Origin of the sequence: Bacillus sp. FSL M7-1020, assembly GCF_038050415.1 — a bacterium.
GTDB lineage: Bacteria > Bacillota > Bacilli > Bacillales > Bacillaceae_G > Bacillus_A > Bacillus_A toyonensis.
Window position 1 is genome coordinate 1,926,164 of the sequence record NZ_JBBOTW010000001.1, and the last position, 20,595, is coordinate 1,946,758.

General features: G+C 34.7%; 17 protein-coding genes and 2 pseudogenes. 16 read left to right on the forward strand and 3 right to left on the reverse strand.

Annotated features, from left to right (window positions below):
* The first annotated feature begins 180 nt into the window (after positions 1–180).
* The 6 genes and pseudogenes from MHB70_RS09900 (at position 181) to MHB70_RS09925 (ending at position 4,716) form a co-directional block, all read left to right on the forward strand.
* Positions 181–1,143 carry an ABC transporter substrate-binding protein gene (locus MHB70_RS09900; RefSeq protein ID WP_000903336.1) on the forward strand — a complete coding sequence of 321 codons (963 nt, stop codon included), beginning with the start codon at positions 181–183 and terminating at the stop codon, positions 1,141–1,143.
* A 215-nt stretch (positions 1,144–1,358) separates the two neighbouring features.
* Entirely contained in the window at positions 1,359–2,234 is an 876-nt protein-coding gene (gene dat, locus MHB70_RS09905; protein WP_000648378.1) for a D-amino-acid transaminase, read from the forward strand.
* 98 nt (positions 2,235–2,332) lie between these two features.
* Positions 2,333–2,980 (forward strand): nitroreductase family protein, encoded by a 648-nt coding sequence (locus MHB70_RS09910; RefSeq protein ID WP_001105132.1) that lies wholly within the window; start codon positions 2,333–2,335, stop codon positions 2,978–2,980.
* Between the two features lie 262 nt (positions 2,981–3,242).
* A complete protein-coding gene (locus MHB70_RS09915; protein WP_000713451.1) occupies positions 3,243–3,731 on the forward strand; it encodes a hypothetical protein in 489 nt (162 codons plus the stop codon).
* Positions 3,732–3,807: 76 nt separating this feature from the next.
* Positions 3,808–4,053: pseudogene (locus MHB70_RS09920) on the forward strand (hypothetical protein).
* Positions 4,054–4,167: 114 nt separating this feature from the next.
* The gene (locus MHB70_RS09925) at positions 4,168–4,716 is read left to right on the forward strand and encodes a cysteine hydrolase family protein (protein ID WP_000816780.1); all 549 of its coding nucleotides are present in this window, start codon (positions 4,168–4,170) and stop codon (positions 4,714–4,716) included.
* A 33-nt stretch (positions 4,717–4,749) separates the two neighbouring features.
* Here MHB70_RS09925 and MHB70_RS09930 read toward each other — a convergent pair.
* Positions 4,750–5,192, reverse strand: a pseudogene (locus MHB70_RS09930) (NUDIX hydrolase).
* Between the two features lie 349 nt (positions 5,193–5,541).
* Here MHB70_RS09930 and MHB70_RS09935 point away from each other — a divergent pair.
* The 5 genes from MHB70_RS09935 to adhP all read left to right on the forward strand — a co-directional run bounded on the left by MHB70_RS09935 (position 5,542) and on the right by adhP (position 10,777).
* Positions 5,542–6,435 carry a mechanosensitive ion channel family protein gene (locus tag MHB70_RS09935; RefSeq protein WP_061529936.1) on the forward strand — a complete coding sequence of 298 codons (894 nt, stop codon included), beginning with the start codon at positions 5,542–5,544 and terminating at the stop codon, positions 6,433–6,435.
* 246 nt (positions 6,436–6,681) lie between these two features.
* Positions 6,682–7,779: a GAF domain-containing sensor histidine kinase gene (casK, locus tag MHB70_RS09940; protein ID WP_220388544.1), complete on the forward strand. Its 1,098-nt coding sequence runs from the start codon at positions 6,682–6,684 to the stop codon at positions 7,777–7,779.
* Positions 7,780–7,793: 14 nt separating this feature from the next.
* A complete protein-coding gene (gene casR / locus MHB70_RS09945) occupies positions 7,794–8,429 on the forward strand; it encodes a two-component system response regulator CasR (protein ID WP_000694625.1) in 636 nt (211 codons plus the stop codon).
* Between the two features lie 129 nt (positions 8,430–8,558).
* Positions 8,559–9,413 (forward strand): MurR/RpiR family transcriptional regulator, encoded by an 855-nt coding sequence (locus tag MHB70_RS09950; RefSeq protein WP_001119636.1) that lies wholly within the window; start codon positions 8,559–8,561, stop codon positions 9,411–9,413.
* A 326-nt stretch (positions 9,414–9,739) separates the two neighbouring features.
* Positions 9,740–10,777, forward strand: coding sequence for an alcohol dehydrogenase AdhP (gene adhP, locus MHB70_RS09955; protein WP_000649126.1), 1,038 nt, complete (start codon positions 9,740–9,742; stop codon positions 10,775–10,777).
* 151 nt (positions 10,778–10,928) lie between these two features.
* On the opposite strand, the gene MHB70_RS09960 is transcribed toward adhP, so the two are convergent.
* Together MHB70_RS09960 and MHB70_RS09965 are read right to left on the reverse strand one after the other, a co-directional pair.
* Complete coding sequence (locus MHB70_RS09960) at positions 10,929–11,948, reverse strand: ABC transporter permease (protein WP_061529937.1); 1,020 nt, start codon at positions 11,946–11,948, stop codon at positions 10,929–10,931.
* Positions 11,945–12,847: an ABC transporter permease subunit gene (locus tag MHB70_RS09965; protein WP_000903311.1), complete on the reverse strand. Its 903-nt coding sequence runs from the start codon at positions 12,845–12,847 to the stop codon at positions 11,945–11,947. The genes MHB70_RS09960 and MHB70_RS09965 overlap by 4 nt, the downstream gene beginning before the upstream one ends.
* A 652-nt stretch (positions 12,848–13,499) precedes the next feature.
* Here MHB70_RS09965 and MHB70_RS09970 point away from each other — a divergent pair.
* The 5 genes from MHB70_RS09970 to gnd all read left to right on the forward strand — a co-directional run bounded on the left by MHB70_RS09970 (position 13,500) and on the right by gnd (position 20,548).
* Positions 13,500–14,657 carry a serine hydrolase domain-containing protein gene (locus MHB70_RS09970; RefSeq protein WP_000747388.1) on the forward strand — a complete coding sequence of 386 codons (1,158 nt, stop codon included), beginning with the start codon at positions 13,500–13,502 and terminating at the stop codon, positions 14,655–14,657.
* 152 nt (positions 14,658–14,809) lie between these two features.
* Positions 14,810–16,141, forward strand: a complete 1,332-nt coding sequence (locus MHB70_RS09975; RefSeq protein WP_000728394.1) for an erythromycin esterase family protein — start codon at positions 14,810–14,812, stop codon at positions 16,139–16,141.
* A 589-nt stretch (positions 16,142–16,730) separates the two neighbouring features.
* Positions 16,731–18,269 carry a gluconokinase gene (gene gntK / locus MHB70_RS09980; RefSeq protein WP_061529939.1) on the forward strand — a complete coding sequence of 513 codons (1,539 nt, stop codon included), beginning with the start codon at positions 16,731–16,733 and terminating at the stop codon, positions 18,267–18,269.
* A 14-nt stretch (positions 18,270–18,283) separates the two neighbouring features.
* Positions 18,284–19,633: a GntP family permease gene (locus MHB70_RS09985; protein ID WP_061529940.1), complete on the forward strand. Its 1,350-nt coding sequence runs from the start codon at positions 18,284–18,286 to the stop codon at positions 19,631–19,633.
* A gap of 18 nt (positions 19,634–19,651) precedes the next feature.
* Positions 19,652–20,548: a phosphogluconate dehydrogenase (NAD(+)-dependent, decarboxylating) gene (gene gnd, locus MHB70_RS09990; RefSeq protein ID WP_000765981.1), complete on the forward strand. Its 897-nt coding sequence runs from the start codon at positions 19,652–19,654 to the stop codon at positions 20,546–20,548.
* Positions 20,549–20,595: the final 47 nt, after the last annotated feature.

Below are 20,595 nucleotides of genomic sequence, written 5' to 3' on the forward strand. Positions count from 1 at the left end.
ATTTTAAGAACGGCCATTATTTACATACTTATACAGATAGTTTCAAAAAGAAACATTTGAATAACGGATAGAATCTAAATAGTATATATTAAAAAAGTTCTCTGACATACATTGACAATGTATGTAATATACATTAACCTTTAGTTGTTAATGATAATCGATTTCATCTAGGGAGGACATATGTTACATACTAAAAAAATGTTTATGTTCTGCATTATGATACTTATGGTTATAATCGCAGGGTGTAGTAAAGAAGAAAAAAAAGAAAATGATCCATCAGCTAAAGCGAAAGATTCTTATACTGTAAAGCATGCAATGGGGGAAACAACAGTAAATGGTACACCTAAAAAAGTTGTTGTTTTAACAAATGAAGGTGCAGAGGCTCTTCTAGCTGTGGGAGTAACGCCAGTTGGAACTACGAAACCGCGTGCGGGTGATGAATGGTACCCTCATTTAGTGAAAGAGTTAAAAGATACGAAAGTTGTAGGAACTGAGCGTGATATTAATTTAGAGGCAGTAATGAAGCTTAAGCCGGATTTAATTATCGGGAATAAAATGCGTCATGAAAAAATATATGAACAATTGAAAGAAATCGCGCCAACTGTATACGCTGAAACATTGCGTGGAGATTGGAAGGAAAACTTTACGCTCTATACAAAGGCTGTAAATAAAGAAAAAGAAGGTCAAAAGGCAATTGAAGATTATAAAAAGCGTATTGAAGGAATGAAAGAGAAGCTAGGAGATAAATTAAGCTCTAAAGTTTCTATTATTCGCTTCGTTCCAGGTGATGTTCGTATATATCAAAAGAACTCATTCTCAGGTGTTGTTTTAAACGATATTGGATTTAAACGACCACCATTACAAGATAAAGATGAATTTGCGATAAAAGGAATTACAAAAGAACAAATTCCAAATATGGACGGGGACTACTTATTCTATTTCACATCTGATAAAGATGGCGATAAGAAGAATGAAGGAAACACGTTAGCAAAAGAATGGACAGAAGACCCACTCTTTAAGCAGCTACAAGCCTCTAAAAATAATAAAGTATTCCAAGTAGATGAAGTAATTTGGAATACAGCAGGCGGTATTAAAGCAGCAAACCTAATGCTAGATGATATTGAAAAATATTTTCTGAAATAAAGTTGAACCAATCAGGCGATTACGGGCCGTTATCTCCCACCTAACCTTGAGGTGAGAGTTTTACTGCCCGTCAATAGCGGGATAAATGAATGGCTGAGTGCATCACTTTAAATAGGTGATGCATTTTTTATTTATATAAATACAGAAAATTCCTTTTTTTCAGTCGTTTTAAGTTGTACAATAAAATCAATCACGTAATAAAGGAGTGGGAAGGAATGAAAGCTACTCATAAAGATTGGATTTTGTTTAATGGGAGAATTGTAAATACGAAGGAAGAACAGCCGATGGTTGCATTAGAAGAGCGAGGTTTCCAATTTGGTGATGGTATATATGAGGTATTCAGACTATACGATGGGAAGCCACATTTATTAGATTTACATTTGGAGCGTTTTTTTAAATCAATGGAAGAAATTAAACTCATTGCACCATTTACAAAGAAAGAGTTAGTAGAAGAGCTACATCAAATGATTGAAAAAAATCAATTTCAAGAAGATGGTAATGTATATTTACAAATATCAAGAGGTGCTCAAGCAAGAAACCATGTATATGAAAAAGACCTTCAACCAACGTATTTTGCAAATATTGTTTCGTTCCCAAGACCAGTCGCTACGATGGAAGTCGGTATAAAAGTAACGGTAGAGGAGGATATAAGATGGAAATTTTGTCATATAAAATCATTAAATCTACTTCCTAATATCATGATTAAAAATAAAATAAATGAACAAGGATATCAAGAAGCGATTTTAGTGCGAGATGGAGTTGTAACAGAGGGATGTCATTCTAATTTTTTCATAGTAAAAAATGATAAACTGATTACACATCCAGCTGATCACTTTATTTTGCATGGTATTACTCGCCATTATGTTATAACATTAGCGAAAGAGTTACATATCGAAGTAGAAGAACGAGAATTTTCATTACAAGAGGTATATGAGGCGGATGAATGCTTTTTTACAGCGACACCACTCGAAATATTCCCGGTTGTTCAAATTGGCGATGAACAGTTTGCTAGCGGCGAAAGAGGACCAATTACGAAAAAACTACAATCTGCATATGAAGAAAGTATTAGTTTGTTTAAAGTGACAAATTAATAATGAAGAAAAAAAGCTGGTATTCCCCCAGCTTTTTTTCATGATATAATTCAAACATAGGACAGGTTTTGAAAACGCTGTAAAAGGGGATTTAATGTATGAATTATGAAGCTTTTAAAGAGGTAATCCACGGAAGAAGAAGTGTTAGAAAGTTTACAGAACAAGAAGTATCTACTAGTGATATAAAAGAAATTATTGATTGCGCTCGTTATGCACCGAGTGATACGAACTCGCAAACGTGGGAGTTCTTAGTCATTATGAATCGAGAGAAAATTAAAGAAATTGAACAAATGACTTGGGATGCATTACATAAACTTGCGGCAAAAGCAGCAGAAAATGGAGAAGAGAAAGCAGGGAAATTACTTACACGTTCTTTCGGGCCATATGCAACAGCTTTCTCTGAGGCACCAGTATTAATCGTATGTTTGGCAACATCTTATGAATCAAAGTTTCGTGAAAAGATATTTGATCCAATTGCCTTCGTTCCGGATGCAGTGTGGGAAGAGGAAGGAATTAAGAGTAGCTGTTTAGCGGCACAAAACTTAATGCTGGCTGCACATGCGAAGGGTCTTGGTACGTGTCCAATGACAGGGCCTGTATTGTTAGCTCAAAAAGAACTAAGACAATATTTTCAAATTGAGACCGAAAAACAAATAAATATGGTTATTTCACTCGGTTATCCGAAAGATAAACCGAAAAAACTTCCAAGAAAAGAAGTAGATGAGATTACAACGTTTATTTTTTAATCACCATATAGAAAAGACATTGAAATAACAATGTCTTTTTATTTTGGATAGGTATGTTATTAATTTGTTGGGCTAAAATGATAAATAAGATAAAATTACTATTTATTTCATTAAAAAAATTAATGTTCTATTAAGGAAAGTATGGTACAGTAATCGTGAGCAAGCTACTAGTATTTGTTCATGAAAGTGTTAAAAATAGTTTTAAAATTACAAAGTTATTTTTGTATAATAAATTATAATGAAATTACAGGGGGGATGAATTTTGAAGAAATTCATAATCGCTGGATTGTCTGTATTGTTATTAGTAGGCTGTGGTGCTCCAAAGGAAAAAGAGGATGCACAGTCAAATCAGGAAGAACAAGTTGTAAATGCGAGTGAGGAGAGTGTGGTTGTATTTCCTGAAGGGGCAGTACCAATTGGAGAAGGGATAGTAAAAGTCATTACACCAGATGGTACTTCTGAAAACGGCAATACACCGACTGTATTTATCAAAAAAGATACTTTAATTCAGCAAGTTGAATTAGAACTTTCTAATTTTCAAAACGATAAAGAAACATTCGTATTTGTAGATCAAATATTTGCTGATAAACATCAAGTAACTAGTACAACACAGACAACAGTACAATTAAAAGAAAAGACACTTGAGACAGGTAGTCATACGATTACTGCAGCTCAGTTTGAAAATAATGACCCAAAAGGAAAAGTCATTAGCTTTAATCAAGCGACGTTTGAAACGAAGCCAGCATCTTAATTATGGATAAAAAGTACATTACTTAAAGTAGTAGTGTACTTTTTAATTTGGATATAAATGGGTTGTTGAGAATAATTTGTTTCACTTTCTAGTACGTATGAATAGTAAGAAATTACTCTTTACTACTAAGAAAGAGAAAGAGGTTGAAGGTGTGCAGTGATTTGTTCGTATCATCTTGCTTAGTATGATGATTTCGATAATCTGGTTTACTTTACACGAGGTGGTTGAAGTTACGCTCAATTATCAAATCCATGACATGCTAATAGGAACAGTATGTTTTGTCATAGTATATCTGTTTTATGATAAACTTAGATTAAGTTAAGTTTTGCAAGAAAAATGTAGGTGTTTCATTTGAAATGTCGAATAGTACATACGATGTCGTAATAACAAATTTTCTATTGTTTATTGTGAAACAGGAGAAGGAGAGATAGTAGTTATGAAACGAGCTCTTATTAATATCGATTATACATATGATTTTGTAGCTGAAAAAGGTGCTTTAACTTGCGGAAAACCAGGTCAAGAAATTGAGAAGGAACTTGTACATATAACGAAGCAATATATTGAAAATGGAGATTATGTAGTGTTTGCAATCGACAAACATGAAGAAAATGATGAATATCATCCAGAAGTAAAGTTGTTCCCTCCTCATAATATAGCAGGTACAAATGGAAGAGACTTATTCGGTGAATTACAAGATGTATACGAAAAATATAAAAATGATGCGAATGTATATTATATGGATAAAACGCGATACAGTGCATTTGCTGGAACAGATCTAGAGATGAAGTTGAGAGAACGAGGAATAGAAGAAGTTCATCTTGTAGGGGTGTGCACTGATATTTGTGTTCTTCATACAGCAGTAGATGCTTATAATAAAGGATTTAAAATTGTTGTATATGAAAAGGCAGTTGCATCTTTTAATGCGCAAGGACATGAATATGCACTTGGACATTTTAAATCTTGTTTACATGCAGAAGTGAAGTGAAAAAGAGGCCTTTGAAAAGGCCTCTTTTTACGTTTAAATTGAGACGACATTTTGCTCAATTAGTTTTTTTATGAAAGGGCTAATGTTTTCTGGTAGCCCATTTAAATCAAAAAATTGTACATGTAATGATTCAACTCCGTCAGCTTTTAGCAAGCCACCTTTAATGTCTTTGCAAAGGTAAGCGATTGTTATAGGATAAAATTCATCTCCGTTCGCTAATTTCACAAAACACTCTTTACCTGAAAATACACTTACTAACTGAAGTATACCAATTTCAATACCTGTTTCTTCAAGTACTTCTCGTCTTCTTCTGTGGATTCACCAAGTTCCACAAAACCTCCAGGAACACCCCACATGCCATTTCGTCTTTGTTGTAGTAATATTTGTCCTTGGTCATTTAAAACAGCTACAGCAACTCCTGCTAAATTGAGTGGTCTTGATCCAACAATTTCTCTTAGTTCTTCGATATACCCCATTAATTGTAACCTCCGTGAAAAAAGTATCAAATGAATGATTCGGTGTTATGTGAATGTATTCCTTTAAATGAGGTAAGTATTACAAAGTTGTTTATAAAAATTTCTATTGTAATCTCCCTTTAGATTATTAAAAAGGGTATATTTATAGTAAATAGAAAAGGGCATCAGAAGTTGAAAGATTAATGAAAGGGTTATATTGTTAAAGATGTACTAGGGATACAAATACATAGTTAAGAAAGTAAAATGAAAGGTCAGGGGAAAAGTTACGAAAGAAAATTTTGAGATAATTAATAAGGAATTATTATAGATTAGCTCTACATGAAAATTTAAAAAATAAGGAAGTGGATAGATGAGTATATTAGCGTATACGGAGGAGTTTTTTAATTATGTAAGGGAGTTTTTACTATTAAGGTTTTTACTATTTGCTTTAGTTCTTATCATTATTTCGTTTGTTATTAATCGCATTATTGATTGGTTTTTTAGAAAGTCCAGCTTTTTTGATGAAGAGGTAGAGCAGACGATTCAAAGTGTCATTCGATCTATTTTTAGATATATCATTATCATCAGTCTAATCATTTATTTAATTAGTCAGTTTGTAGATATAAAAAGTATCATTGCAGGTGCAGGGATAGCGGGAGTTGTCATTGGTTTTGCTGCGCAACAGATGCTAAAAGATGTCATATTAGGCTTTGCGAGATTAGCGGACAAAGAGTTTCGCGTTGGCGATTTTGTTACTTTTAATGGAACAAATTCAGGAACTATTGAGGAAATTAGTATTCGTTTTATGCAAATACGTGAATGGTCAGGAAAACTACTTACCATACCACATGGAGAGATTAGAACGATACAAAATTTTAATAAAGGGTGGATGCGAGTAATTGAACGCATCACGGTAAGTTATCAGGAAGACCCTACAAGAGTTAAGGAATTGCTAGAAGACGTATGTGTGATATGCAATGAAAATTTGGAACAAAGTTTGTATAGAGTAGAGGATGAGGCTGTTGAACCATTTAAATATGTTGGTGTTACAGACTTAAATCCTAACCTTAAATATGTTGGATATGAATTTTGTATTACAGGTTTAATTAAACCAGAAGATTATTTTGAAACTTCTAGACAAGTAAGGTTTGCATTAATGGCTATGTTCCATAAACATCAAGTGCAAATGCCAGCAGTGAATATGTTCGTTACTACTGAAAGTTTGCAGCATATCCGTGGAGAACAATTTTTGTCAGACAATTAAATAAAGCTTTACATTTAGAATTCTGATTTATAGATGTAGATGAGTCTTAGAGGGTTTAAAAGTAACTTCATTACTTGGCGTTGTTCAGTTTAAGAATTACGCGGTCAAAATTTAAAGGGAAAATAAAAAAATGATTGATAAATAAAAAGAGCTGAAGGAATTCAGCTCTTTTTATTTGTAGAATTTAGAAATTTCTTAATGTTATAATGATAGTTGGTGATGAGAATGAACTTTGAAGAAAAAGAGATACATCGTTTAGAAGCATTAAAAGAAATTGCGGAATTGCTAAATGAAGCAACGAATTTACAGGACATGTTAGAAAAAGTTTTACATACATTGTTACAAGTTATGAATTTACAAACAGGGTGGATATTTTTTATTGATGAAAGTGGAAAGCACCGTATGCTTGTAGACGAAAACTTACCACCAGCTCTTACGTGGCAAGAGAAGAAGCCGATGTGTGAAGGAGACTGTTGGTGTGTAGAGCGTTTTGTGAATGGCAGATTAGAAAAAGCGACAAATATTATTGAATGTAAGCGAATAGAAGATGCGATTGAATGTAATTGGGGTGAAACAGAAGATGTTACACATCATGCGACAATTCCGCTTAGGTCCGGATCAGAGAAATTTGGTCTATTAAATGTGGCTGCACCTCATAAGACTCATTTTTCTGAGGAAGAGTTAGCGTTATTAGAAGCGATTGCATTTCAAATTGGAACGACAATACAACGTATTCAATTAGTGGAGAAAGAACGTAAATATGTAGTGGTAGCGGAAAGAAATCGACTTGCACGTGATTTACATGATTCAGTAAAACAATTGTTATTTTCTATTATGCTAACAGCGAAAGGGACTCTGAATATGACGCAAGATAGAGGTCTGCAAGAGATGTTAAGTTATATTGGAGAATTATCACAAGAAGCATTACAAGAGATGACGCTATTAATTTGGCAATTAAGACCTGAAGGATTAGAGAAAGGATTAGCAGAAGCAATTCAAAATTACGGGAAGTTATTAGGAGTTCAAGTGGAAGTTCGAATTGATGGGATGGTTTCAATTGGGGATGAAATAGAAGAAGTTTTATGGCGTATTAGCCAAGAGGCGCTACATAATTGTAAAAAGCATGCTTCGTGTGAAAAGGTACATGTTCTTTTAAAAATAGAAAATAACCAGTTACATTTTTACATAGAAGACAATGGAATAGGATTTATACAAGAACAAGTAAGGGGATCAGCACTTGGTCTGAAAAGTATGAAGGAACGTATTCAGTTGATGAAGGGATCGTTTCAAATTACAACAGAGCTAAAAAAGGGTACAAAAATAGAAATTCAATTGCCGATTTGAAGGGGAGAATAAGGTTGAAGATTAAACTGCTACTAGTTGAGGATCATCATATCGTTCGAAGAGGACTTGTATTCTTTTTGAAAACGAGAGAAGAATTTGAAATTATTGGGGAAGCGGAAAATGGCGAAGAGGCATTACATTTCGTGCAAAAAGAAAAACCGGATGTCGTGCTAATGGATGTATCGATGCCGAAAATGGATGGAATTGAGGCAACAAAACGTCTAAAGCAATACGATGAGACGATAAAGGTACTTATATTAAGTAGTTTTTCAGAGCAAGATTATGTTATACCAGCACTTGAAGCTGGAGCAGATGGTTATCAATTAAAAGAAGTACAACCTGAGCAACTTGTCGCTTCTATTATTGCAGTACATCAAGGAAATGCGAATTTTCACCCGAAAGTAACACCTGCATTAATGGGGCGTTCCGCAGTAAAGAAGGAAATAGAAAATCCTTTTTCAATGTTAACGAAAAGAGAGCAAGAGGTACTTCGCGAAATTGCGAAAGGAAGAAGCAACAAGGAAATTGCAGCAGAGCTTCACATTACAGAACAAACTGTGAAAACGCACGTTTCAAATGTCTTAGCTAAATTGGAAGTAGATGATCGTACACAAGCTGCATTATATGCGGTGAAGTATGGGGGAAACTAGTTATAAGTGTGTCATATGTTAAGGTAACATTTATAGGAACAAATAAATAATAGTATGATACCGAATAAAGGTTTTTCTTCTCTCAATAATTAGGTACAATATAGCTACAATGGAAGGGGAAGATATGCTATGCCCGGAACAAGAAGTGGGATTGGAAAAATTCAGGCTTCGTTAAACGGTTTGTCACCGAAATTGCGAAGTATTGCCGAACATATTTTGAAACATCCACAAGATGTTGTACATAAATCTATTACTGAATTAGCAGAAGTTACGAATAGTTCCGAAGCTACGATATTCCGCTTATGTAAACACCTTGGTTTGCAAGGGTTTCAAGATTTGAAAATTACATTAGCTCGTGAAATTGTACATACACCGATGCAAAATATTCATGAAGAAGTATCAGCAGAAGATAGTATGGTAACAGTTGCTAAAAAAGTTTTTCATTCGCATATTACAGGACTGCAAGATACATTACATTTGTTAAATGACACCGCACTTGAGAAAGCTGTACGAGCTTTGCAAGAAGCGAACCGAATTGAGTTTTACGGAAATGGTGGCTCTGGAATTATTGCGATGGATGCATATCATAAATTTATGAGAACGGGTATTTCTTGTATTGCTCATACAGATTCTCATTTTCAAATTATGGGTGCTGGTTTACTTACAAAAGAAGCAGTAATCATTGCAATTTCTCATTCTGGTAGTAATAAAGGATTATTGGAAGCGTTAGAAGTAGCAAAAGCAAGAGGAGCTTGCATTATTGCAATTACGAGCTATCAGAAATCAGCACTAAGTCAACTTGCTGATATAACACTTTATACTTCAACACGTGAAACAGAATTTCGTACGGAAGCAAGTTCATCACGCTTAGCGCAGCTAAGTTTATTAGATACTTTGTATGTAGGATTGTCGTTGCAACGACAAGAGGAAACACTACAAAATTTACAAAGTATACGTGAAACAATTTCGATGAAGCGAATATAAAAAAGCTCTTCAAATGAAGAGCTTTTTATATTGGTGGATCGTTTGATTATATAATCTCTAAATGTAGTTGATTTATTTTCCTGTAGAAAAATGCGACCTACTTATATTCATAAACTCTCATCTTTAATTCAGTTAAGAAATCGATTTATGCAATAATTCAAACATTGTTCATAATTTCACAATTTGCTTATGAAATGTCATGTTATGATGAACGTGTAATGATGATTGAACATTTAAATTTGGCGCAATAATTAGCCAAAATAGTGAGGACAGTAGTTGTGAGATGAACTCATTAAAACTCTAAAACACTAAAGGGGAGATCACATATGAAAGCAGTAGTGGTTAATAAAAACAGCAAAGCGAACATCGAGGTTATCGAAAAAGAATTACGTCCGTTACATTCAGGTGAAGCGTTAGTAGATGTAGAGTACTGTGGGGTTTGCCACACTGATTTACACGTTGCGAATCATGATTTTGGTAACACGGATGGCCGCATCCTTGGTCATGAAGGTGTAGGTATTGTTACTAAACTTGCTGATGATGTAACTTCACTTAAAGTTGGTGACCGTGTAAGTATTGCATGGATGTTCCAATCTTGTGGACGTTGTGAATATTGCGTAACTGGTAGAGAGACATTCTGTCGTGAAGTTAAAAATGCTGGTTATTCAGTAGATGGTGGTATGGCTGAACAATGTATCGTTACAGCTGATTATGCAGTGAAAGTACCAGAAGGATTAGATCCTGCTCAAGCATCATCAATTACATGTGCAGGCGTAACTACATATAAAGCTATTAAAGTATCAGATATTAAACCTGGTCAACCTATCGTCATCTATGGTTGTGGTGGATTAGGTAACTTAGCTATCCAATATGCTAAAAACGTATTTGGTGCAAAGGTAATTGCAGTAGATATTAATGATGATAAATTAGCCTTAGCAAAAGAGGTTGGTGCTGATATGACTATCAATCCAATTTCTCAAGGTCCTGCTGATAAGATTGTGCAAGATGAGTTTGGTGGTGCTTATGCTGCTGTAGTAACAGCCGTTTCTAAAGTAGCATTCAACTCAGCGGTTGATGCAGTACGTGCCTGTGGTAAAGTAGTTGCGGTAGGGTTACCAGTAGAAACTATGGATTTAAACATTCCACGACTTGTACTAGACGGAATTGAAGTAGTTGGCTCTCTAGTAGGTACTCGTAAGGATCTCGAAGAGGCATTTATGTTTGGTGCAGAAGGAAAAGTAGTACCGGTTGTTCAAACGTGTTCTCTAGATAAAGTACAAAATGTATTCGAAGAAATGGAACAAGGTAAAATTCAAGGGCGTATGGTAATCGATTTTAAACAGAATAGTTGTGATTGTAAATAATTCATTTTAAATATAAAAAGCATGAGTCTAGCAAAGGTCATGTAAAAAAGTTAGACGGCATAAAAAAGATGATTCCTGTATTCAATAGGGATCATCTTCTTTATATTCTACTAATATCAATGCCAATTCATACTTGATTGATGAGATATGATTAAAAGTTCACTTTATTTGCAAACGAAAAAGAATCTTTATTTTTAACAAACTTTTTATGATCTGGAACGTTTTGAGTTGCTACAACTTGCGAATCTCTTGCTTTCAGTGCATCTTGAATCCCGATTGTCATAAGCTTAATAAATAGAATCGTAATAAAGAATGAAGCGAGAGTATAAAAAATAATCCACCATGAAAGATTCATTTCATTACGATTTAATCCAATAAGGCCTGCCCAATCATTAGATATAGAAACAGGTCTGAGCACTCCGTCATAGAGTTCACGCATTTGTATCCCGCCAATTACAATGTTAAGCAACGCTAAATGGATAACGAGTATGAGTGTTTGGACGATATGTTCCATGAATAACACAAATAAGCGGTCAAGTAATAAGACTCGTAAGTGTTTTTTGATAATATGAAAACGGCTAGCACCCAGTAATTGTGAACTTAAGATGTAATCTCGTTTCATAAATTCATCCACCTCTGAGGATATATATATAGAAAGTGTAGGCAGAGCGACGAAAATAAGTACGAGTACTTGATAAAACGTAAATGAAATATTTGGATCTACCCCATCGGCATTTGATGTGATTACAATATTAACGGGCGTGATGAGTATGAATGCGATAAATAGAGTTGGAATATAATAAAAAACTTCTGAGCATGCCTGGAAAAATCTCTTGAGTTTTGGAGCGTATAAACTTAAGAGGATTCCTATACATGTTCCGCATAAAATTCGAAAGAAGCTAATTGCCACGGCTAATAAAATAGTGAATTTTGCTCCTTCTACAATTTGTAAGAAAACAGACTCTCCAAAACGATCAGATCCAAAAGGCGGTATTAACGATGGTGGAAAGGGGGCCTTTCCAAGTAATTCGTTATTGTCATTGTAAAGTAACTGAGGAGGTTTTGGGATGTTATCTTTAAAGAACCAACTATAAATAAAACTAGCTGAAATAAGTATGAATAAATAAGTAAAGCCGATTAAAAAGCGTTTTGATTTCCAAATAGATTTCATAATGTTGCTCCTTTCAATTGATTTTGCCATCTATTCATCATGAATGAGATTATTTGAAAAATGGCATAAAACGGTAAAATAATCATAACAAGTATGATAAATGCAGCTGGTGGTGAAATAAACGCCTTATTAAATAAAAATTGAATAATACCTTGCATATTAAAAACAAATTCTAAAATGAATAAGTTAGACAGTAAGAAAACAAAAATCGTTTTTAAATGATGGAAGAAGTGGATAGATATGTTTTTGAATAAATGAATGCATAGTATATAACTTGATGAAAGGCCTTTTCCATATGCAACCTCTACGTAATGTTTTCCATGTTCTTCTTTTATGTATAACACCATCATCCGAAACATTTGTAATGTAGGTAAGACAGCTAAAGATAAAATAGGGAGTAAATAAGCTCGATTTTCATTAAAAGAAATAATGGTGACAGGAGATTCCCCGAATTTCTGAAGTACCCATATGAAAAATATTTGCAAACAAATCATCATCATCATATCAGGGACAGCTTCTAATATGAACACAATTCGGTTTATCCATTTTTTTATATAATCTTTTGCTAAAAAATAAAAAAATGCCATGCTAGAAGATAGAAAGAGCGCAAGTAAAAAGGCTAAAAATAATACAGTAAATGAATATAGGTAAGGTTCTAAAACAGTTGGGAATAATGGTGTTTTTTTGAAACTACCAAATTTCGGGTCTGAGCCGATAACCACTAATGATTCAGGGGAGAAAACCTCTTTTAACATAGTAACGATCTGATTAAAAAAATATATTGGTTGAAAGGTAAATCCTTGTTGAGTGATAAATAAATAAGGTAAATTTAATAATAGTAAGAGTGATAAAAGAATTGATGAAAGCTTAATTGTGAATTGAGTTATTGTATGTAACATAAAATCCCTCCGACATCTTTTTACAACATTATACAATAAATCCTAATTTATTGTTTTATTTTTCTGAAAAATAAGAAATTTTTTAGGTTTTATAATTATAATACGTAATATATATTCATATGGTAAAAAGGTTATACTAAGGAGCCGGTCCCTATGTCCATCAAGCAAAATGTGCAGTATTTTCATTTTCGAGGCATTTACTTTTCTTCAGTTGATGGGCATTTGGTGCTATTCCATTGCGATCAAGTTAATAGAACTAAGTTTTCTTAAAATAAAAACCACCGAAATATAGAAGTGATTTTGAACGTAAGGAATTTGTAAGGAAGGAGTAAGAAAAAAGAGATTTTCAATGTGTATGATCAAAATATAGAGAAGAACGAGAGGGGGAATAGTTACTGTATATTTATATAAAAAAATTAATTAATGAAACTCTATGGAAGAAAAGAAGAAATTATAGAAGTGAACAGACAACTGAAGAAGAGGGGTTAATCATTTATTAGGTCAGAGAGTTGTTTGTAGAAATAATTGGTGTATAGATGATTGCAAATTCAGTATTGACTTTTATCATTGGGAGGGTTGATAGCTGTGTGATTAGCATATGAGATACCTATCAACCATCAATACAATTTAAATAAGAGGAGGGGAATGCTTTATGAAAAAACGCAGTAAAATTACATGTGCCAGTCTAGCACTTTTAATAGGTGGAAGTTCCCTGTTATACATAACATCAAACTCAATTGTAAAAGCAGAACCCATGCAAAATGTATCTAGCTCGTTACAAACAAGTACTCAAAGCGATCGTACTTCCGTTAAGAACGCAATACGGGATGCACTACAACTTGGATACCCGGGAATACTCGCTAACATTTCTAAGGGTGGTAAAACTTGGAGTTATGCCGCTGGGATAGCGGATGTGAGAACCAAGAAACCAATGAAAGCAGATTTTCGCTTTCGTATTGGCAGTGTGACGAAAACGTTCATTGCAACAGTTCTACTTCAATTATCTGGAGAGAATCGTTTGAATTTAGACGACTCCATTGAAAAATGGTTGCCTGGTGTCATTCAAGGAAACGGATATGATGGTAACCAGATTACGATCCGGCAAATATTGAATCATACAAGTGGTATTGCTGACTATATGAATTCAAAAGACTTCGATATTATGGATACAAAAAAATCGTATACGGCTGAAGAATTTGTAAAGATGGGGATTTCACTTCCCCCAGAATTTGCCCCAGGAAAGGGTTGGTCTTATTCAAACACAGGATACGTATTACTGGGGATCCTTATTGAAAAAGTAACTGGCAACAGCTATGCGGAAGAGATTGAAAATCGGATTATTGAACCGCTTGATTTGTCAAATACATTTCTACCTGGTAATTCAAGCGTAATTCCAGGCACGAAGCATGCCCGTGGCTATATCCAACTAGACGGAGCAAGTGAGCTAAAAGACGTTACGTATATTAACCCAGGTAGCTCGGATGGGGATATGATTTCTACTGCTGACGATTTAAATAAATTCTTCTCATACTTACTCAGTGGTAAATTGCTGAAGGAACAGCAGCTAAAAGAAATGCTTACTACAGTTCCTACAGATAGAGAAGGAACGGGATATGGTCTTGGAATCGTTGAATTTAAGCTTCCGAATGGTGTCTCGGTATGGGGACATAGAGGTAGCGTTCTAGGGTTTTCCACTTTTGTTGGTGGAACACTTGGAGGCAAACATACATTGGCCGTCAATTTGAACAGCTTTAATTTTAGTAATCCTGATCCTTTTAAAAGTATTTTACTTGCTGAATTTAGGAAGTAGGCAAAAAGGCGAAATGGATAAGTTTTGTCATAGGTTTATAGTTTAAAATATATCATTTTGGTGCAAAAAACAACTTGCTCTAAAAAATTTAATACTCGTAATTAAGTATAAAAGAACGCTATCGCTTTAAGACAATATTTCAGGAGGGTTTTATGAAAAAGAAAATGATTACTGCATTTGGTGTTTCTGCTATAATACTGACTAATTTTGTAGGAAGTACTTATGCAGACTCGAAAACAGGAGTTTCTGTTACAGCTCCCTACAATAAAAATCAAATAGCGGAATGGTTAGAAATGCACGCGAAGCCTTTAAGAACAACGAATCCAAATTCACCTTTTAATGATTTAAAACCACTTAAGAATATGGTAGGTTCAGCTTCAATTGTAGGTTTAGGTGAAGCTACGCATGGGGCTCATGAAATTTTTACGATGAAAAACCGTATTGTGAATTATTTAGTATCTGAAAAGGGCTTTACCAACCTAGTTTTAGAAGAGGGGTGGGACAGAGCTTTAGAACTTGATCGATATGTTCTTACTGGTGAGGGAAATCCAAGCCAACATCTATCACCTGTATTTAAGACGAAAGAAATGTTAGATTTACTTGATTGGATTCGGCAATATAATGCTAATCCAAAACATAAATCTAAAGTGCGTATCATCGGGATGGACATTCAATCAGTAAACGAGAATGTTTATAATAATATAATAGAATATATTAAAAGAACCAATTCAAAACTTGTGCCGAGGATAGAAGAGAAGATAAAAGGTCTTATTCCTGTAACAAAGGATATGAATACTTTTGAAAGCCTTACGAAAGAAGAAAAAGAAAAGTATATTTCAGATGCTAAACAAATTAGTGCTTTATTAGAGGGAAATAAAAGTTATTTAAATGGGAAATCTAAAGAGTTCGCATGGATAAAACAAAATGCTCGTATTATTGAACAGTTTACTACAATGTTAACGTCACCTCCTGATAAACCATCTGATTTATATTTGAAACATGATATCGCAATGTATGAAAATGCGAAGTGGACTGAAGAACATTTAGGAAAAACTATTGTATGGGGACATAATGGCCATGTTTCGAAAACAAATATGCTTCCTTTTGTATACCCTAAAGTAGCTGGGCAGTATTTAGCAGAGTATTATGGAAAACGGTACGTATCTATTGGAACATCAGTTTATGAAGGACAATACAATGTCAAGAATAGCGATGGTGAATTTGGCCCATATGGAATATTAAAATCGGATGATCCAAACAGTTATAACTACATCTTTGGACAAGTTAAAAAAGATCAATTTTTTATTGATTTACGTAAGGCAAACGGTGTGACAAAAACTTGGTTGAACGAACAACATCCAATTTTCGCTGGAGTAACTACCGAAGGGCCTGATATACCAAAAACAGTTGATATATCATTAGGTAAAGCGTTTGATATACTTGTTCAAATTCAAAAAGTGAGTCCATCTCAACTACATCAATAAATTTAGAATAATGTACCTTAATGAAGTGTAGTGTTAAGTGTCAATAGAGTTGTTTGAATATGTCAGTTAGGTTATTTTCATTAAAGAATTATTAAATGGAATAAATGTTTTTAAATTAGAGACGATGTGGTGGGATAGAAGCACAGTATCATCAAGTTAACAAAATAAAATTCTACCTAAAATGAAAAAATACGCTATTCTTTCTATAGAATCATAGGAAAGGATGGCGTTTTTTGATCTAATCTATTACTACAATTTGCTCAAGGAATTTAAAACTTTTTATGCAAAAATACCTTACGAAATCTTACTAAAAATGTTGGTTTTGTACAATGAACCACATATCCATCAAGCTAAAGAACTAGTTACCCAAAAACTAGAAAAAGAGTGTGTTGTGAAACAAATATGAAGCAATTTTACCGCATGGAAAAGCTAAATATAGTATGTAAATGAAAGGGAATGAGGGAATTTATTTTTCGTTATGAAAAAAATTTTCTTTTTAAAACTTGATTAAAGAAAAAATATTTTATATACTAATTCATGTAAACGGTTTACTAAATCGTATTTTGCTAGAAACGAAGGGAAGATTCGCATGGGAACAAGGGGGAGAGTAATCGGGATTGATATCGGTACCACAAGTACGAAAACGGTTGTATTCACTGAAAACGGTAAAGTCGTTGCATCACATGCAATTGATTATCCAATCATTCAACCGAACGTCGGATGGGCGGAGCAAGATCCTGATGTAATATGTACCGCTGTATACAAAAGTGTAAGCGTTGCCATTAAAAAAGGTAATGTACTACCAGAAGATATTTCTTCAATCGGTATTAGTACAGCTATGCACGCATTAATTGCAGTAGATGAAAACGGTGCGCCGTTAACGCGTTCTATCATTTGGGCAGATAATCGAAGTACGAAGCAATCAGAAAAATTATTACAACAAATGAATGGGCATGAAATTTATAGACGTACAGGTACACCAATTCATCCGATGTCACCACTTTCTAAATTGTTATGGATGAAAGAAGAGGAACCAGAGTTATATACAAGTGCTTATAAATTCATTTCCATTAAAGAGTATGTGATTTACCAATTATTTTCACGCTACGTAGTTGATTATTCGATTGCTTCTGCTACGGGGTTATTTAATTTAGAAACATTAAACTGGGATGAAGATGTTTTAACTATGTTACATATGTCACCAGAACAATTATCAACACCTGTACCAACTACATATATTTTATCGGGAATGAAACCGGAATTAGCACAAAAAATGGGCATTCATGAAGATACTCCAGTTGTTATTGGTGCGAGTGATGGTGTTCTTGCAAATGTAGGTGTTGGTGCAATATCACCTGGCTCCGCTGCAATTACGATTGGGACAAGTGGTGCGGTTCGAACTATTGCATCGAGTGTTAATACAGATGAAAAAGGAAGAACTTTTTGTTACGCATTAACAGATGAGCACTGGGTTATCGGTGGGCCAACGAATAACGGTGGAATATTACTTAGGTGGTTACGTGATGAATTTGGTAGCCCGGAACAAGAGGTAGCGAGGAAGCTTGGGATTGATCCTTATGATTTATTAATTAAGTATGCGGAAAGTGTACCAGCTGGAGCAGATGGATTACTATTTTTACCGTTTCTATCTGGAGAACGTGCACCCTACTGGAATGCAAATGCTCGAGGTACATTCTTTGGGATAAACCTTCAGCACAAACGAGAACATTTTATACGAGCAGTTATGGAAGGTGTCTGTATGAGTGTATATTCAGTTGCACTTGCAATCCGTGATTGTACAGGACCACTTACTGAAATACGTGTTTCAGGAGGATTTGCGAAGTCTGCATTTTGGAGACAAATGCTCTCCGATATGATGGGAAAAGAATTGCTTGTTCCTGAAAGTCATGAAGCATCTGCGCTTGGGGCAGCGGCACTTGCTTTATATGCGGTAGGAAAAATTGATTCTCTTGACGAGGTGAAGGATTGGATTGATATTGTCCATCACCATGTACCAAATAAAGAAAATACGGCTATTTATTTAGAAATGTTTTATATGTATGAACGACTTTACAATCGATTGAAAGAAGAATTTGATTGTATAGCTGCTTTCCAACGTAAACAATAGGGGGATTGGGAGAAATGGTAGTTGGGATTGTACTAGCGGCAGTTGTCATACTACTTCTACTTATTACAGTAGTGAAATGGCATCCATTTGTCGCATTAATTTTAACAGCAATCGGAGTTGGGCTAGCAATGGGGATGCCCTTGGTTGCAACTTCACCACAACATCCAGGGATTATTGATTCTATTAAATCGGGTCTTGGAAGTACGTTAGGGTTTTTAGCAATTGTTTTAGCATTAGGAACGATGCTTGGGAAAATGATGGCCGAATCTGGCGGTGCTGAACGAATTGCTAACACATTAATTGATCGTTTTGGGAAGAAACGTGTTCACTGGGCAATGATGTTTGTTGCATTTTTAGTAGGGATTCCGGTGTTTTTCCAAGTTGGATTTGTACTATTAATTCCATTAGTATTTACAATCGCCATAGAAACAGGGGTATCACTTATTACAATCGGTATTCCGCTTGTAGCAGGTCTTTCAGTTGTACATGGACTTGTTCCACCACATCCAGCAGCGATGGCAGCGGTAGGTATTTTTAAAGCAGATGTAGGGAAGACAATTTTATATGCATTAATTGTCGGACTTCCAACTGCAATTATTTCGGGGCCGCTTTACGGAAAATGGATCGGTGCTCGTATACATAAAGAAGTGCCGTTAGATATAGCGGAGCAATTTATTGAAAGAGACAAGAAGAAAGAACTTCCTAGCTTCGGAAATACATTGTTTACTATTTTACTTCCAGTATTTCTTATGCTTGGTGCATCCATTGCTGAAGTAGCGTTACATAAAACGAGTCAACTTGCACAAGTGTTACACTTTATTGGAGATCCAATAGTCGCTTTATTAATTGCAACGATTTATTCTTTCATTAGTCTTGGTTATGCAAAAGGATTTTCTAAAGATAAAGTATTACAATTTACAAATGATTGCTTAGGGCCAATTGCAAACATACTGTTAGTAATTGGTGCTGGTGGTGCGTTTAATAAGGTGTTATTAGATTCTGGAATTGGTACTACAATTGCTGAAATGGCGAAAGAATCACATATTTCACCAATATTACTTGGATGGGGAATTGCAGCACTTATCCGAGTTGCAACGGGATCAGCTACTGTTTCTATGATGACAGCAGCTGGAATTGTAGCACCGATTGCAGCAAGTACACCTGGGGTAAATGTTGAACTACTAGCACTTGCAACAGGCGCAGGATCATTAATTTTATCACATGTGAATGATTCTGGATTTTGGATGATTAAAGAGTATTTCGGAATGACTGTGAAAGAAACATTATTAACATGGACTGCAATGGAGACGATACTATCAGTTGTAGCACTTGGATTAATTTCGTTATTAAATATATTTGTATAGAATGGGAGATTGATTAATATGAAACTAGGTTTAATTGGATTAGGAAAAATGGGATTCCCATTAGCTGAACACTTACATGAAGACAAGCATGAAGTAGTTGTATACGATGTAAATAAAGAGCTTGTAGAAAAGGCAGGAAAACTAGGAATTACTGCACGTCATACATTAAAAGAAATGATCGCTGAATTAGAAGCTCCTCGTACGATCTGGGTAATGGTGCCTGCAGGAGAAGTTGTAGAGTCAGTATTAAAAGATGTGTATCCGTTATTAGATGAAGGTGATATCGTTATTGAAGGTGGAAATTCATTCTATAAAGATACGTTACGCCGTGCTGAAGAAGCAAAAAGCTTCGGATTACATTATGTAGATATCGGTACATCTGGCGGTGTAGAAGGAGCTAGATACGGTGCTTGTTTAATGGTTGGTGGAGAAAAAGAAATTTATGACCAATTAGAACCTTTATTTAAAGATTTAGCAGTAGAAAATGGCTATTCTTATGCTGGCCGCGTTGGTAGTGGTCATTTCTTAAAAATGGTTCATAACGGTATTGAGTACGGCATGATGCAAGCAATCGCTGAAGGATTTGAAGTACTAGATAAGAGTGACTTTGATTTCAATTATGAAGATGTTGCAAAAGTATGGGCGAACGGATCAGTAATCCGCGGTTGGTTAATGGACTTAACTGAAAAAGCATTTGCAGATGATCCTAAACTTGATGGCATTAAAGGTGTAATGAACTCTTCAGGAGAAGGGAAATGGACTGTTGAAACTGCGCTTGAGTTACAAGCAGCGGCACCAGTAATCGCGATGTCATTATTTATGCGCTATCGTTCTCAGGAAGATGATACATTCCACGGAAAAGTAGTTTCAGCACTACGTAATCAGTTCGGTGGACATGAAGTTGTAAAAAAATAAGGATGTTTTTGAAAAGAAACTTGTGCATAAGCGCAAGTTTCTTTTTT

Bases quoted from the DNA above. Each gene is read 5' to 3' on its own strand.
- adhP (WP_000649126.1), top strand. From the start codon at position 9,740: ATGAAAGCAGTAGTGGTTAATAAAAACAGCAAAGCGAACATCGAGGTT.
- gntK (WP_061529939.1), top strand. From the start codon at position 16,731: ATGGGAACAAGGGGGAGAGTAATCGGGATTGATATCGGTACCACAAGT.
- MHB70_RS09900 (WP_000903336.1), top strand. From the start codon at position 181: ATGTTACATACTAAAAAAATGTTTATGTTCTGCATTATGATACTTATG.
- MHB70_RS09970 (WP_000747388.1), top strand. From the start codon at position 13,500: ATGAAAAAACGCAGTAAAATTACATGTGCCAGTCTAGCACTTTTAATA.
- MHB70_RS09975 (WP_000728394.1), top strand. From the start codon at position 14,810: ATGAAAAAGAAAATGATTACTGCATTTGGTGTTTCTGCTATAATACTG.
- MHB70_RS09910 (WP_001105132.1), top strand. From the start codon at position 2,333: ATGAATTATGAAGCTTTTAAAGAGGTAATCCACGGAAGAAGAAGTGTT.
- MHB70_RS09950 (WP_001119636.1), top strand. From the start codon at position 8,559: ATGCCCGGAACAAGAAGTGGGATTGGAAAAATTCAGGCTTCGTTAAAC.
- dat (WP_000648378.1), top strand. From the start codon at position 1,359: ATGAAAGCTACTCATAAAGATTGGATTTTGTTTAATGGGAGAATTGTA.
- gnd (WP_000765981.1), top strand. From the start codon at position 19,652: ATGAAACTAGGTTTAATTGGATTAGGAAAAATGGGATTCCCATTAGCT.
- MHB70_RS09985 (WP_061529940.1), top strand. From the start codon at position 18,284: ATGGTAGTTGGGATTGTACTAGCGGCAGTTGTCATACTACTTCTACTT.
- MHB70_RS09935 (WP_061529936.1), top strand. From the start codon at position 5,542: ATGAGTATATTAGCGTATACGGAGGAGTTTTTTAATTATGTAAGGGAG.
- MHB70_RS09965 (WP_000903311.1), bottom strand. From the start codon at position 12,847: ATGTTACATACAATAACTCAATTCACAATTAAGCTTTCATCAATTCTT.
- MHB70_RS09925 (WP_000816780.1), top strand. From the start codon at position 4,168: ATGAAACGAGCTCTTATTAATATCGATTATACATATGATTTTGTAGCT.
- MHB70_RS09960 (WP_061529937.1), bottom strand. From the start codon at position 11,948: ATGAAATCTATTTGGAAATCAAAACGCTTTTTAATCGGCTTTACTTAT.